At 42.6% G+C, this 13,315-nt stretch carries 13 protein-coding genes; 4 read left to right on the top strand and 9 right to left on the bottom strand.

Annotation, left to right across the window (positions count from 1 at the left end):
• Window positions 1-1,602 (bottom strand): tetratricopeptide repeat protein (locus tag F8S12_RS10005; protein WP_196516150.1); only part of this gene is annotated, 1,602 nt, incomplete at its 3' end.
• A gap of 69 nt (window positions 1,603-1,671) precedes the next feature.
• Entirely contained in the window at window positions 1,672-2,061 is a 390-nt protein-coding gene (locus F8S12_RS10000; RefSeq protein WP_196516149.1) for a hypothetical protein, read from the bottom strand.
• A gap of 327 nt (window positions 2,062-2,388) precedes the next feature.
• On the opposite strand from F8S12_RS10000, the gene F8S12_RS09995 reads away from it, so the two are divergent.
• On the top strand, window positions 2,389-2,583 hold the full coding sequence (locus tag F8S12_RS09995) for a hypothetical protein (protein ID WP_196516148.1): 195 nt from the start codon (window positions 2,389-2,391) through the stop codon (window positions 2,581-2,583).
• Window positions 2,584-2,775: 192 nt separating this feature from the next.
• Here F8S12_RS09995 and F8S12_RS09990 read toward each other — a convergent pair whose 3' ends face one another.
• The 5 genes from F8S12_RS09990 to F8S12_RS09970 all read right to left on the bottom strand — a co-directional run bounded on the left by F8S12_RS09990 (window position 2,776) and on the right by F8S12_RS09970 (window position 6,525).
• Window positions 2,776-3,228, bottom strand: coding sequence for a type II toxin-antitoxin system VapC family toxin (locus tag F8S12_RS09990; protein WP_230967921.1), 453 nt, complete (start codon window positions 3,226-3,228; stop codon window positions 2,776-2,778).
• Complete coding sequence (locus tag F8S12_RS09985; protein WP_196516147.1) at window positions 3,209-3,451, bottom strand: hypothetical protein; 243 nt, start codon at window positions 3,449-3,451, stop codon at window positions 3,209-3,211. Before F8S12_RS09985 ends, F8S12_RS09990 begins: the two co-directional genes overlap by 20 nt.
• Before the next feature lie 97 nt (window positions 3,452-3,548).
• Window positions 3,549-3,785, bottom strand: a complete 237-nt coding sequence (locus tag F8S12_RS09980) for a hypothetical protein (protein ID WP_196516146.1) — start codon at window positions 3,783-3,785, stop codon at window positions 3,549-3,551.
• A gap of 15 nt (window positions 3,786-3,800) precedes the next feature.
• Window positions 3,801-5,015: a DUF790 family protein gene (locus tag F8S12_RS09975; protein WP_196516145.1), complete on the bottom strand. Its 1,215-nt coding sequence runs from the start codon at window positions 5,013-5,015 to the stop codon at window positions 3,801-3,803.
• The gene (locus F8S12_RS09970; RefSeq protein WP_196516144.1) at window positions 4,945-6,525 is read right to left on the bottom strand and encodes a DEAD/DEAH box helicase family protein; all 1,581 of its coding nucleotides are present in this window, start codon (window positions 6,523-6,525) and stop codon (window positions 4,945-4,947) included. The genes F8S12_RS09975 and F8S12_RS09970 overlap by 71 nt, the downstream gene beginning before the upstream one ends.
• A 132-nt stretch (window positions 6,526-6,657) precedes the next feature.
• Between F8S12_RS09970 and F8S12_RS09965 the strand changes: the two genes are divergently transcribed.
• Both F8S12_RS09965 and F8S12_RS09960 read left to right on the top strand, forming a co-directional pair.
• Window positions 6,658-7,959: an adenylate/guanylate cyclase domain-containing protein gene (locus F8S12_RS09965; protein ID WP_196516143.1), complete on the top strand. Its 1,302-nt coding sequence runs from the start codon at window positions 6,658-6,660 to the stop codon at window positions 7,957-7,959.
• 230 nt (window positions 7,960-8,189) lie between these two features.
• The gene (locus F8S12_RS09960) at window positions 8,190-10,424 is read left to right on the top strand and encodes a PAS domain S-box protein (protein WP_196516142.1); all 2,235 of its coding nucleotides are present in this window, start codon (window positions 8,190-8,192) and stop codon (window positions 10,422-10,424) included.
• Window positions 10,425-10,702: 278 nt separating this feature from the next.
• Here F8S12_RS09960 and F8S12_RS09955 read toward each other — a convergent pair whose 3' ends face one another.
• Entirely contained in the window at window positions 10,703-12,169 is a 1,467-nt protein-coding gene (locus tag F8S12_RS09955; protein ID WP_196516141.1) for an aminotransferase class I/II-fold pyridoxal phosphate-dependent enzyme, read from the bottom strand.
• 171 nt (window positions 12,170-12,340) lie between these two features.
• On the opposite strand from F8S12_RS09955, the gene F8S12_RS09950 reads away from it, so the two are divergent.
• Window positions 12,341-12,601: a DUF4926 domain-containing protein gene (locus F8S12_RS09950; protein ID WP_196516140.1), complete on the top strand. Its 261-nt coding sequence runs from the start codon at window positions 12,341-12,343 to the stop codon at window positions 12,599-12,601.
• Between the two features lie 382 nt (window positions 12,602-12,983).
• Here F8S12_RS09950 and F8S12_RS09945 read toward each other — a convergent pair.
• Window positions 12,984-13,315 (bottom strand): hypothetical protein (locus F8S12_RS09945; RefSeq protein ID WP_196516139.1); only part of this gene is annotated, 332 nt, incomplete at its 5' end.

Below are 13,315 nucleotides of genomic sequence, written 5' to 3'. Positions count from 1 at the left end.
ATCTGGATGTTCTTCACCCAGCAGCTTGCGGCTGAGTGCTAAAGCTTGGATGAAAAGGGGTTCGGCTTCGCTGTATCTGCCTTGGGAGTTGTAGAGTAACGCTAGGTTGTTGAGGCTAGTGGCGACATCTGGATGTTCTTCACCCAGCAGCTTGCGGCTGAGTGCTAAAGCTTGGATGAAAAGGGGTTCGGCTTCGCTGTATCTGCCTTGGGAGTTGTAGAGTAACGCTAGGTTGTTGAGGCTAGTGGCGACAGATGGATGTTCTTCTCCCAAGCGTTTTTTAGTGACTTCTAGACATTGTTCAAACCAGGGTAAAGCTTGGTTATATAAACCTTGACCATTGTAAAATCTAGCGTTACCGATGAAAGTCCAATATAAATCATCATCGCTGACGTATTCAATGAGATGATTCGCTACTTCAGCTATATGAGGTATGGCGGGAGAAACGGCGGTGATTTGCTCAAGGGTGGACGAGTCAGGAATATATTGGGCAACTGTTACCATTACCCGGCAAAGCGCTCGCTTTAATTCCTCTGCCTGTTCTAAACCTGTACACTTATATTGGAAAAACTCTCTCAGCAGTGGGTGTAGTTGATAGATTCCCTCACCTTTGCGCTGGAGTAAATGCAGATTCAGCAAGCGATCGTCTCTTATTTCCTCTAAATCTTCTACATCTTCCTCTGGTAAACACTGTTCCACCAACTTCCAGAGTATAGGTGCAGCAGCAAATAAACTCAGCAAACAACCAAGCTGCTTATCGTTGTCCTCTAATTCCTGCCAACTCAACTCAAAGGCTGCTAACACTCCTCGTTGTGCTGTCATGTTACCTTCTGACTTGGATTTAGAGAGGGAACGCTCATCTAGTCGTTTTTCTTTCAATCGCCGCAACATTTCTGCTAAAGATAAATCCTGTTTCCGCGCCAGATATCGCCCTACTAATTCCAAACCCAAAGGCAAATATCCCAGCCACTCACACAGATGCAATGCTGCCAGTGACCTCTCCCCTAACCCCTCTCCTACCAGGAGAGGGGAATAAAACTCCCCCTTCCCTAGTAGGGAAGGGGGCTGGGGGGTTAGGTCATTCTCTTTTTCAATTCGTTCTACGCCAATAAGTGACCTTAATAACTCTAGCGCCGCTTCTGGTTGCAGCACATCAAAAGGTAATTTTGCTATGCCTCCAAAGTATTGACGTGTAGTTATCAGTACTTTAAACCGCGAAGATAACGCCGATAGATAAAGCTTGACTTCCTCGTAGTCGCTGACATCATCCAACACTAACAGCACATCACCTTCACGCCAATGCTGCCAGCAATATTGTACTTGCGCGAGTAATTTGTCTTCAGAATCTTCTGTTAAATTATCTGGTGGGTTTAAGTCAAGCTGCGTTCTAGCAAACTGCACAACTTGAATCCCCACATCTCCAGCCTTTGCCAGCAACCAGCAAATTCCACCTTTGTAAATTTCACGGTGAGCCACTGCATATTGTAAAGCCAGTTCTGTTTTACCCAGTCCACCCATGCCAGCAACGGCAACTTGTTTATTTTCCTGCAACATCTGGTGGAGGGTTTGCAATTCAACTTCACGTCCAACAAACTTCACCACCCCACTCAGGGGTAAATTTTGCGGTGTAGAGGGATTTAACTTTACCTGTTTCTCTTCAGGCGGCTGTAGTCAGAAATTAAAGGTTTGATTGCGGTTGTCATTAGAAACATTCCCGACATTCCCACCATAATTTTTATCAACTGTGTTCGTAAAATTCTGGATGATCGAGGGTTGAGATTTAACAACATCCGCCAAAGCCTCAACAGCTTGAGCAATTTCGGGGTCTTTCTTTGCCGCTTCTTCTACCTGCTCAACCAGAGAAGCTTGACCATAATTTAGAGGTTGTGTTTGAGCAAGTTCTATAGAACTCGCCGTGTTAGGTTCTTTGCGCTTCAGTAGTAAAAATAATTTACCGCCTTGCTCTAAAGCCTTTTCCCCCAGGATTTCCCCAGTTCTTTCAAAGGCTTTAGTGATAACCAAGGTTGCGATCGCAGCTGCCGTCAGTGTTACAGGTTCCATAATATAGTTGATTTTACAGGGAGATACAAATGCAGTTGTGTCTATTTCGGAAATATATCACACACATTTAGCAATTAACCTTATATCCCAATACAGTTCAGTTAAGATCCCCCCGCCTACGGCGACCCCCTTAAAAAGGGGGTAAAAGAGATATTAGCCCCCCTTTTTAAGGGGGGTTGGGGGGATCTCCGAACACTAAATATCACTAACCCAAGCGTATTGCCCTATATCCCGCTTTGCAATCAATTGCAAGGTTTCTAACCTGTGGCGGGTAATGCAATAGATGCAATATTTCAGACTTACAGACTTGAGTTTAATGGCTTTTAGATGAGTGATGTCTTTGATGGACTATGCGATCGCCTTTACAACACCATCATTCCACCTCAGAACTCGGAACTTCAAGCTCAGAACTCGGAACGTCGAGATCGGAACTCGGAACTTCAAGCTCGGAACTCGGAACGTCGAGATCGGAACTCGGAACTTCAAGCTCAGAACTCGGAATGTCGAGATTGGAACTCGTAACTTCAAGCTCGGAACTCGGAATGTCGAGATTGGAACTCGGAACTTCGAGATCGGAACTCGGAACTTCGAGATAAAAGCTCGAACGTTGAGGGTGAGAACCTGAATTTTACTGCTTTGAGGTGCTGCGATCGCTGGATTGGGCATAACCTACGCAAAAATATGCCAAATTTTCACTAAACTACAGCAAGCAGCCTAATTTTGTAACGGCAATACAGTAATTAACCCAGAAAATCTCGCAAAATCACTTGTGTTATGAGTGAGTAACTGAGGAATGCCATAAACTAGCATCGTGGCGACAATATTTGCATCATGAACTTGCTTCCCACCAATAGCAATTTGCTCCATTAGAGATAAAAGTCTCTCTGTCACTTGAGCGGTATCGTCAGCTACTCGAAATTGAGCTTGAAAAAATCGGGTACGCTCAATTGCGATCGCAACAGGTCGGGGATTCATCAATGCTTGTGGACGGGTGAGAGTCATCAAGAATTCCCGCAACACTTGGCGACTAATCCATAATGCAATTCCTGCGTCATATTGATTTTGAATAGCCTGTAGTGCTGCTTGGTGAAAGGGAGATTCGGACACATTTGCATACACCAAGATGTTCGTGTCCAGAAATATAGAGTTAGCGACCCCAATCACCATACATATCCTCACGTTTTAAAGAAAGATTTTCAGGCCAAGAACCGTAATTATCTACCGGAAAGTTTAGAGGAGGACGTTTTTCCTTGCTCTCTACTTTCTCAACCAAAAGCTTCTCATCAATTACTATTACTACCTGATGCTGACCCTCTGGAATATCCAATGGTAACTGCGCTGTAATCTTGCCATCTTTAGTAACTGTGGCAATTGTTTCTATAGTTTTCATAGTATTTCTATTAGATTAATACATCACTGCTTGGTGAAAGGGAGATTCGGACACATTTGCATAAACTAAAATATTCGTGTCGATGAATATAGGGTTATTAGTCGTTTCCATAAAGGTCTTCTCTGGGGAAAGTTAAACTTTCCGAGACTAATCCTACAGGATAGGCGGAAAATTTTAGAGGCGCTTTCTTTTTTTTTGTCTCTGCTTTCTCAACCAAAAGCTTCTCATCAATTACTATCACCACCTGATACTCCCCCTCTGGAATATCTAATGGTAACTGCGCTGTCATCTTACTATCTTTGGTAACTGTGGCAATTGTTTCTATACTTTTCATCTCATTTATCCTTAATCAATCCATTACAGCTAATACAGCTTTTGGCAATAACTTATCTTTAAACCAAACAATTCTGGCGGGGACATCATTTAATTTTACTCCCGCCTTTTCTAAATTAAGTCGCTCGGAAATTGCCAAAATCAAATCATCACGTCCAGCCCGCCGCACCTGAGAAAACTTCTTTTTTAAATATTCTGGTCGCCAATAACCGACAATTTCTAATAAGAAGGTGCGTCCATCAGGATGCACTAAGCGGAAATCGGGAATCATCACACTACCGGGAATCGGGATTAAATCAACTTCTCGCTCTAACGCCCAACCACTTTTTAACGCATCCCACTTATCAGCAAAGGATGCCTCTAGCATACTATCGTAGGGCTTACCTGGTGGATAGTGGGATACCAAACCACATTCGGAATTGAGAGTAAAACGTCCAGTTTTCCAAGTATCTGTATAAGCGTCGCGGGTTTGGAGAATGGAAGCAAGACTCCATTTAGTAACGTGAAGTAAAGCAGGAATAAGTTTAGCGATCGCTAACCCATACCGCGTACTAGAATTAAACAAACTCGTCGGCCCGTCAATGGTAATTGTAAACCCGTGGTCAGCATCACCCTCAATATAAGCCATCAATTGAAACAACTTCAGATAGCGAAATAACAGCTTATATTCTCCCGGAACATTCCGATGAGCATTTAATACAAGTTTACTGGCTTTATAAAACACACCCTGCACCTGAGATAAGTTATATCGATTTAACACATCTGGTGCTATTGGTGCATCAAAAACAGTCAAAATTTTATTTTCAGATAAATCAGCATATAATCCATTACGAACCTGTTCCGGTAGAACTTCTCGCTCAAGTTCTTGAGTTAAATCATCAGCAATTTTACCAAGAGTAATTTGTGTTGATTCTCGACTACAAACAGAGTTTGCAGCGAGTGAAAACACCCGTTCTCTTAACATTTGTGGTTCCAAAGGACTAACAACCTCAAAAGTGCAAAAACTGCTTTTGAGAATATAAGCTAATCCCCGCTTCACCCGATAATCTGTAGAATCTCCTTCAAAATCAGTCAGTTGTCGCTCAAGTACACCTTGAGTCTTCCCTACTGCTAATTGAAAATAATTAATTAACTCAATCGCCAACTCCGAAGTTTTCTGATCAATCTTCAGTCTCTTCGGAATAATCTCCTCCCCGTTTTGGCGATGCATCAGTAAGTCTGTCGGTAACATCTGGTGAATTTTGGATTTTAGATTTTGGATTTTGGATTGAATAATTAATTTCTAATTGTTCCGCAGCCTTCAAACTCCTTTCCTTTTCACTCCCATAGACAACCTGTAAATTCCCTTTCTTCTCACTTTCTCCTCCTATCTTCCTCTCCCCTCTTCGCCGCGCCGAAGTCCCTTCTTCACTCGTATCTTCCGCCACAACCTCATATAAAATCGCCTGTTTATTCTCAATATTTCCCTTCCGTAAAATCCTCCCCAATCGCTGAGTATATTCCCTAGCCGAACCCGTTCCCGATAAAATAATTGCAACAGTTGCCGCCGGCACATCAACACCTTCATTCAACACATGAGAAGCAACTAAAGTATTATATTGACCCTCTCGAAACTTTGTTAATATCTCATGCCGTTCCTTGACAGGAGTTTGATGAGTAATTGCCGGAATTAGCAACTCTTGAGAAATCCGGTAAACTGTGGCATTATCCGCAGTGAAAATTAAAGTTCTTGCCGGATAATGTTCTGCCAATAAATTAATTAGAATTCGCAATTTACCATCAGTACCCAAAGCAATATCTTTCGCTTCCCGGTGTGCTAACATAGCTCTACGTCCAGATTGCGATCGCGCACTCATTTGCACGAACATTTGCCAACCTTGCAGACTCCCCAAAGAAATCTTAGATTGCTTTAAAAAGTCATTGCGGGTTTGAATTAACTGATTGTATCTTTCTCGTTCAAGTTGCGATAACTTTACTTTAATTTGGACAATTTGATGTTCTGCTAACGCCTTCCCCGCCAAATCTTCAGCGCGTTTGCGATATACTTCTTGCCCAATGAGAATATTTAAGTCTGCGTGTTTACCATCGGTGCGTTCTGGTGTAGCTGAGAGTCCCAGGCGATAAGGTGCGATCGCATATTCAGCAATCACCCGATTAAAATCTGTCGGTAAATGATGACATTCATCAAACACAATCAATGCATATAGATTCCCCAATGTCTCAGCGTTAATTGCCGCACTATCGTAAGTTGCAACTAAAATAGCCGTTCTATCCCGCGAACCACCCCCCAGCAATCCCACCTCAGCATCGGGGAAAGCCGCTACTAAGTGTGCATACCACTGATGCATTAAATCCAAAGTTGGTACTACAATCAGCGTCGTGCGCGGCGTTGACTGCATCGCCATTTGCGCCAAATAAGTCTTTCCCGCCGCCGTAGGAAGCACAACTACTCCCTGCCTACCCGCCAGTTTCCAAGCCGCTAGCGCCTCATTCTGGTGGGGATATGGTTCCATTTCCAGACTGGGAACCAAATCTACAGGATAAAATTGCTTCGCCTCATCGATAAAATAAACATCTTCCGCTTGTAGTGCTTCTACTAGCGATCGGTATCTAATCGCCGGAATGCGAAATTTTTCAACTCTATCATCCCATGTTGCATAGTCCATCCAACCTTTGCCGCGTGGTGGTGGATGCAAAATTAATGTGCCACGATCAAAATTTAATGTAGGAGTACGAGCCATTTTGGGAATTGGGCATTGAGCAATTCAATTTGGGATTTTAGATTTTGGATTTTAGATTGAAATTTAATCCAAAATCCAAAATCTAAAATCTAAAATTCTTAGTCCCTTGATTACTAATAACGCAAAAAGTGCATGATTCATCCAAATAACTCAGACAAAACCCAACTAGATGCCCTCATTAGTCACGGAATGCCCCATCGGCAAATCAACAATAACCTTGCCGAATCCTACAAAGAGCAGCGACGGAGCTTTCTGGTGAAACGGTTGCAGTTGCAGGCGCAGATTATGCTGGTAGCTGGCTTAACTTTGATTGCTTTTTTTATTTGGGAAAATTCACAGGTAGAAGGCAAGATATACGCCTTTAAAATCGGTCTTGTAGTAGAATTATTCACTCTCATTTGTTGGGGTTTATGTAAAACTTCTATCGGTCGTCGTTATCCTCATTTAATTTTTTTGAGTTTATGTTGGTCTGTAACTTGTGCTGTCCAAATCGATGTAGCTTTCCTGTTTAATAATTTGGAACCTAGAATCAATATTTGGACTTTGATGTTTATCACTCAGGCTACAATTGTTCCAGTCCAATGGGGGATACATTTATTAGCACAAGTTGGGACGATTGTTTGCTATTTAATTTTATATTTATTGTATAGTCCTTCATTAACACATTCATCAGCTTTTTACGTTGAGCAGGGTTTATATTTCTTTTGGACTTGTATAATTTGTGTATTCTCTGTTTATTTATACGAACGCTTGCGAAAAAAAGAATTTTACGCCCGTAAGGCGATGGAAGTAGCGCAGCAAAAATCAGAAATGCTGCTCCTAAATATTCTGCCAGAGATGATTGTAGAACAACTAAAACAACAGCATACAACTATTGCCGATAGCTTTCTCGAAGTTACGGTGCTATTTGCTGATATTGTTGGGTTTACAGAGCTTTCAACTCGGACACCTCCCACAGAATTAGTCGAGTTATTAAATACAATATTTTGTTTGTTCGATCAATTGGCAGAACGTCATGGGGTAGAGAAAATCAAGACGATTGGCGATGCATATATGGCTGTTGCAGGATTGCCAAAAAAGTCTGATAATCCTGCTCCAGCGATCGCTAACATGGCATTGGATATGCAAAATGCTGTAGCTACGTTCAATGAAGAAAATAACCAATCCTTTCGTATCCGCATTGGCATTAGTACAGGGCCAGTTGTGGCAGGGGTGATTGGGCTGAAAAAGTTTGCCTATGACCTCTGGGGAGATACAGTAAATATTGCTAGCAGAATGGAATCACACGGTATAGCAGGTAGTATTCAGGTTTGTGAAGCAAGTTATCAGCTTTTAAAGGATAAATATTTATTGGAAAAACGAGGTTTAATTAAGATTAAAGGTAAAGGCGAAATGATGACTTATCTACTGAAAAAAATAATTATTCAAAACTGATATGTATATACTTTTTGGCAGAGAAACAAAAGTAAAACTCTATAATTAGAGCAACATTGATCGGCTATTGAGTATTTAATAAAATTTAGTTTTACTACTTTAGATAGATTCATGGCAAATAACTGCTTAGGTGTGTATTTTTCCGATCATAATTAGGTGTTGACTGAACGCATTGTCTAGCTAATTTTAGAAATAATCCTTTAGCTAGCAGCATAAAAGGAGAAGCTACATTGAAAGGAAGACTTTCCCTTCTAGCGCCCTATGCTGTAGCATTATTGGTCGTTGGTAGTGCATTGCTACTAACACTATTGCTACAGCCACTACTGGAACCATCTATTTTCCTGCTATTTTTTGCTGCTGTGGCGGTTAGTTCCTGGTATGGTGGCATGAAAATAGGGTTGCTGGCTACTGCTTTATCTACTAAAGATGACAGCCGCGTTCCCATCCTGTTAAGCTCTGCCTTGTTAGAAAACAATCCAAATGATTTTATCAGTTTTGTATTGGATTTAAGCAAATGCCAACAAGAAGAGCAACTGCGGCTAATTATAAATGCTGTACCCGTCCAGATTTCCTATGTTGATGCAGAGCAGCGTTTTCGCTTTAATAACAAAGGATATGAAGATTGGTTTGGGCTTCCGGCTTCGGAAATTTATGGTAAACATATTAAAGAAATTCTGGGAGAATCGGTTTATCAGTCAATTCTTCCTTATATAGAAGCGGTATTATCAGGAGAACAAGTAACTTACGAAACTTCATTACCCCATAAAGATGGTACAAACCATTACTTAAATGTTACTTACGTTCCTCAGTTCGGTGAGCAGAAGAAAGTTAAAGGATTTGTTGCCCTAATCACAGATATTACACTTTACAAATTAGCAGAAGCAACTCTTAAACAAAGCGAGAAACGGTTAAGGACACTCACAGAAAAAGTGCGCGTGATTCCTTGGGAGGTAAATGCTACTACCGGAAATTTTACGTATGTGGGGCCGCAAACTGTTGAGATTCTTGGCTATCCATTGTCAGACTGGTACACCGATAATTTCTGGTCAAAACATATACATCCAGAAGATCGAGAGTGGGCCGTCCAGTATTGCCAAGAATCTTCATTATCACTAAATAATTACGAATTTGAATACAGAATGTTGGCTACTGATGGTAGAGTCGTGTGGCTGTATGACATTGTTACTGTCGTGCGGGATGAGAATGGGCCGCAGCTACTACATGGATTTATAATTGATATTAGCGATCGCAAGCAAGCAGAGCAAGAACGCGAACAATTGCTTGAGCGTGAACAAGCAGCACGCGCCGATGCCGAAACTGCAAACCGGATGAAGGATGAATTTCTCGCCACACTCTCCCACGAACTCCGCACACCCCTAAACGCTATACTGGGCTGGACGCAGCTACTTAGGAGTCGCAAATTTAATGAGACTACTACTGTTCGGGCACTAGAGACAGTCGAGCGTAACACCAGATCCTTGGCGCAATTGATCGAAGATGTTCTAGATGTCTCGCGGATTATCAGGGGTACACTTCATCTAAAAATTCATCGGGTAAAACTTGTACCACTTGTAGAGGCAACAATCGATACTGTGAGTCCAGCAGCCCAGGCCAAGGAAATTCGCATCACGTGTAGATTCGAGCCGGAATTAGGAGTAGTTATAGGCGATAGTAACCGCTTGCAACAAATTGTGTGGAATTTGCTCTCTAACGCCGTCAAGTTTACACCTAAAGGGGGAAGAATTGATGTGCAATTGGATTGCATTGAATCCTACGTGCAAATTCGGGTGAGCGATACAGGAGCAGGAATTGCTGCCGAATACTTACCCTATGTATTTGACCGCTTCTGTCAAGCTGACAGTTCCAGCACCCGATCGCATGGGGGACTTGGATTAGGGTTAGCGATCGTCCGCCACTTGGTAGAATTACACGGTGGCACCGTCTCTGCCGAAAGTCTAGGAATTGGACAGGGGGCGACATTTATTGTCAATCTGCCAATGAAAGCCCTTTATGTAGAGGCTAATACAGCAGAGTTGCTTTCATCTTTCGTAGATGCCCAAGAGTCTAATGATTACCTGCCAAGTCTAGATGGCTTGCGGGTGCTAATTGTTGATGATGAGGCAGACGCGCGTCATTTGCTCACCACGATTCTAGGACAGTATGGTGCCCAAGTCATGGCAGCTGGATCTGTTTGTGAAGCACTGCTTGCACTGCAACAATTTCACCCCCATATATTAGTGAGCGATATTGGTATGCCACAAGAAGATGGCTACACACTAATTCGGAAAGTGAGGACACTGCCAACAGACCAAGGAGGAAAAATTCCAGCAGTGGCGCTGACAGCCTATGCTAAGGCAGAAGACCGCGCCCAAGCACTGCTGGCAGGTTTTCAACTCCACGTCTCTAAGCCAGTGAATCCGACCGAGTTAGCAGCCGTAGTTGCCAATCTTACCGGACGTATTTGATGGAGGCATTTGTCTAAGTCCCGCTACTCTCAATACGGTTCGGTTAATATGTTTGACTCTCGGAGATCCCCCCAACCCCCCTTAAAAAGGGGGGCTTTTTTCTTCCTTTACCCCCTTTTTAAGGGGGTCGCCACAGGCGGGGGGATCTTATCCGAACCGTATTGCCGCTACTCTGGCTCTGCCACCTTCCTTGATTCGCGGCAGAGCCGCAAAGAAGTGCATTTCCAGCCAGAGGCTGGAAACGAGGTTTCAAAGGAGTTTTATTAGGAGGAAGAGAATCAAATCTTCACCACTTTCAAAGTTTTGAGGCTTGTGTCATTGCAACCACTGATAAATCCTCCCATCGCCTGGATTTGTTGCAGATAGTCAAGGACGGGTTTGGTAATGACTTCTCCCGGCATTAACACGGGAATTCCTGGGGGATAGGGACAGACGATTTCGGCACAGATGCGTTTACTAGTTTGTGTCAAAGGTAGTATTTCACTGACAGCAAAAAAGGCTTCACGGGGAGAGAGATGTAAACCATGACTCACTGTACTTACGAGATTCTGCCAGATATGGTTGTTAAGAGTCAAGTTGGTTCGGCGATATTCTGTGGCAAGGGTGGTAAAACTTTGCACTAATTGCTCAATATCGGCTGAGGTGTTGCCCAAACTAATGATAAAGGTGAGATGTTGCAGTGAGGCGAATTCAGCAGTGACAGCAAATTTCTCATCAAGAATTTCATCTGCTTCAAATCCAGTTAAGCCTAAACCAGAAACAGTTACAGTTAGTCGTGTTTTATCTAAAGCCACAAAGCCGGGAGATCCCCCCAACTGAGGCAAAATTGATAATCCAGGAATTCGGCTGATTCTGGTTCTAGCTTCATTAGCAAGTTGCAAAGTCCGAGACATCAGCATCTTGCCGTGGAGTGCCATTTGCTGACGGGCTGCATCTAAAGAAGCTAAAAGTAAATAACTAGGACTGGTAGATTGTACAAGCTGCAAAGCTTTACTGATGCGATCGCAATCTATCCTATTACCTTGGACATGCAGCATTGATGCTTGTGTCATTGCACCAAGTACTTTATGGATGGATTGTACAGTTAAATCAGCACCTGCGGCTAAGGCGGGAGTGGGTAATTCTGGATGAAAGGCGAAGTGCGCGCCGTGTGCCTCATCTACAAGTAGAGGGATATTATATTGATGGGTAATGTTGGCGATCGCACTCAAATCTCCGCAAACGCCGTAATATGTTGGATAAACTGTCAATACTGCTTTGGCGTCTGGATGTTGTTGCAGTGCAGATTGTACAGCGTTAGGCGTGATGCTGTGGGCAATATCTAAAACTGGGTCATATTCAGGATTGAGAAAAATTGGGATTGCACCAGAGAGAATTAAACCAGCGATCGCAGAAGAATGTACATTGCGAGGCAAAATGATTTTATCACCCGTCCCACAGGTAGCGAGAATTGCTGCTTCAACACCGCAGGTAGAACCATTGACAAGAAACCATGTTTGCGAAGCGCCAAATACCTCAGCCGCTAGTTGTTGTGCTTCTTGAATAACGCCTTGAGGTGCAAAGAGATTATCTAAATCTGCTAGTTCTGTTAAATCAGCGCGAAAGATTTTTGTACCAAGTAAATCAGCCAAGGGTTGAGCAATACCCACGCCTCGCTTATGTCCTGGCGTGTAAAAGGGAGCGTGAGGACGTGCTGCATTGGCTTTTAAGGTATCTAATAAGGGTGTTTGATTTTGATTGAGCATTAAAATAATTCGTAATTCGTAATTAAAAAAAACAAACCGTTAATTTGGTCAACAGTTTAAGTAAGGTAGATTGGATAGTACCTGATACAGACGGAATCAGGCTGCGGACAATCTGGGAAACTACCGCTAAAAATCCTTATCCACGTTTGATTACTGCATTTCTGAAGTTAAATGAAAAAAGTTAAACTTCTGGATATTATTGCTACACTTAAGCCGATTCCAATTGAGAGATTACAACTGCTGGAAGAAGATTATAGTTTTATCAAAAGTTTACCCAGTGGACAAGTTGGGACAATTGTAGAAGTATATGAGCAAGAAGAGGAAGATCATTATTTAGTCGAGTTTGCTGATACCCAAGGCTATGAATATGCAATGGCGACTCTGAGAGCAGATGAAATCTTGGTTTTACATTATGATTTGGCGATCGCCTAAATTTTTACTTTAGGATTTATATCTGAATTAAAGTGCGATCGCATTCATTATCCGCCTAATTTACAATTATTTATCATAATAAAATCAATAAAAGCTCAATTTCCCATTCATTGTTCTCTCGTTCTCTCGTTCTCTCGTTCTCTCGTTCTCTCGTTCCCATGCTCTGCATGGGAATGGCTGATTAGGGGCTGCTGCCTCCAGTTAGACATTGAGCCAGAGACTCAATGAAGGCATTCCCAGGCGGAGCCTGGGAACGAGGAAAGCCTTATCAAGTTAGGTTTTTAGGACTTGTGTGTACACCGTAGGCTCGCAGGCGGGGTGGGGTTCTGCGGGTTTAATAAGTAATCAAACGAAACGGACATGATATAATTCCTTACTTTAATTAAAGAAGAAATAAAATATCTATCTTGGCAACTTGTAATAATATGTGTTCTGGACGAAAGGACTTGTGTTCTGGACGAAAGAACTTGTGTTCTGGACGAAAGGACTTGTGTTCTGGACGAAAGGACTTGTGTTCTGGACGAAAGGACTTGTGTTCTGGACGAAAGGACTTGTGTTCTGGACGAAAGGACTTGTGTTCTGGACGAAAGGACTTGTGTTCTGAACGAAAGGACTTGTGTTCTGAACGAAAAGGCTTGTGTTCTGGACAAAAAGACTTGTGTTCTGAACGAAAGGACTTGTGTGTACACCGTAGGCTCTTCGAGAGGGGACTAT

This window comes from Nostoc sp. WHI, from assembly GCF_015714725.1.
Taxonomy (GTDB): Bacteria; Cyanobacteriota; Cyanobacteriia; order Cyanobacteriales; family Nostocaceae; genus Nostoc.
Note: the sequence above shows the minus strand (reverse complement) of the source record. Positions and strands in the feature narration are given on the sequence as shown.

Coding starts and splice junctions, on each gene's coding strand:
- F8S12_RS09995 (WP_196516148.1), top strand. CDS start 2,389: ATGAGTGATGTCTTTGATGGACTATGCGATCGCCTTTACAACACCATC.
- F8S12_RS10000 (WP_196516149.1), bottom strand. CDS start 2,061: ATGGAACCTGTAACACTGACGGCAGCTGCGATCGCAACCTTGGTTATC.
- F8S12_RS09985 (WP_196516147.1), bottom strand. CDS start 3,451: ATGAAAACTATAGAAACAATTGCCACAGTTACTAAAGATGGCAAGATT.
- F8S12_RS09950 (WP_196516140.1), top strand. CDS start 12,341: ATGAAAAAAGTTAAACTTCTGGATATTATTGCTACACTTAAGCCGATT.
- F8S12_RS09975 (WP_196516145.1), bottom strand. CDS start 5,015: ATGTTACCGACAGACTTACTGATGCATCGCCAAAACGGGGAGGAGATT.
- F8S12_RS09965 (WP_196516143.1), top strand. CDS start 6,658: ATGATTCATCCAAATAACTCAGACAAAACCCAACTAGATGCCCTCATT.
- F8S12_RS09955 (WP_196516141.1), bottom strand. CDS start 12,169: ATGCTCAATCAAAATCAAACACCCTTATTAGATACCTTAAAAGCCAAT.
- F8S12_RS09990 (WP_230967921.1), bottom strand. CDS start 3,228: ATGGTGATTGGGGTCGCTAACTCTATATTTCTGGACACGAACATCTTG.
- F8S12_RS09980 (WP_196516146.1), bottom strand. CDS start 3,785: ATGAAAAGTATAGAAACAATTGCCACAGTTACCAAAGATAGTAAGATG.
- F8S12_RS09970 (WP_196516144.1), bottom strand. CDS start 6,525: ATGGCTCGTACTCCTACATTAAATTTTGATCGTGGCACATTAATTTTG.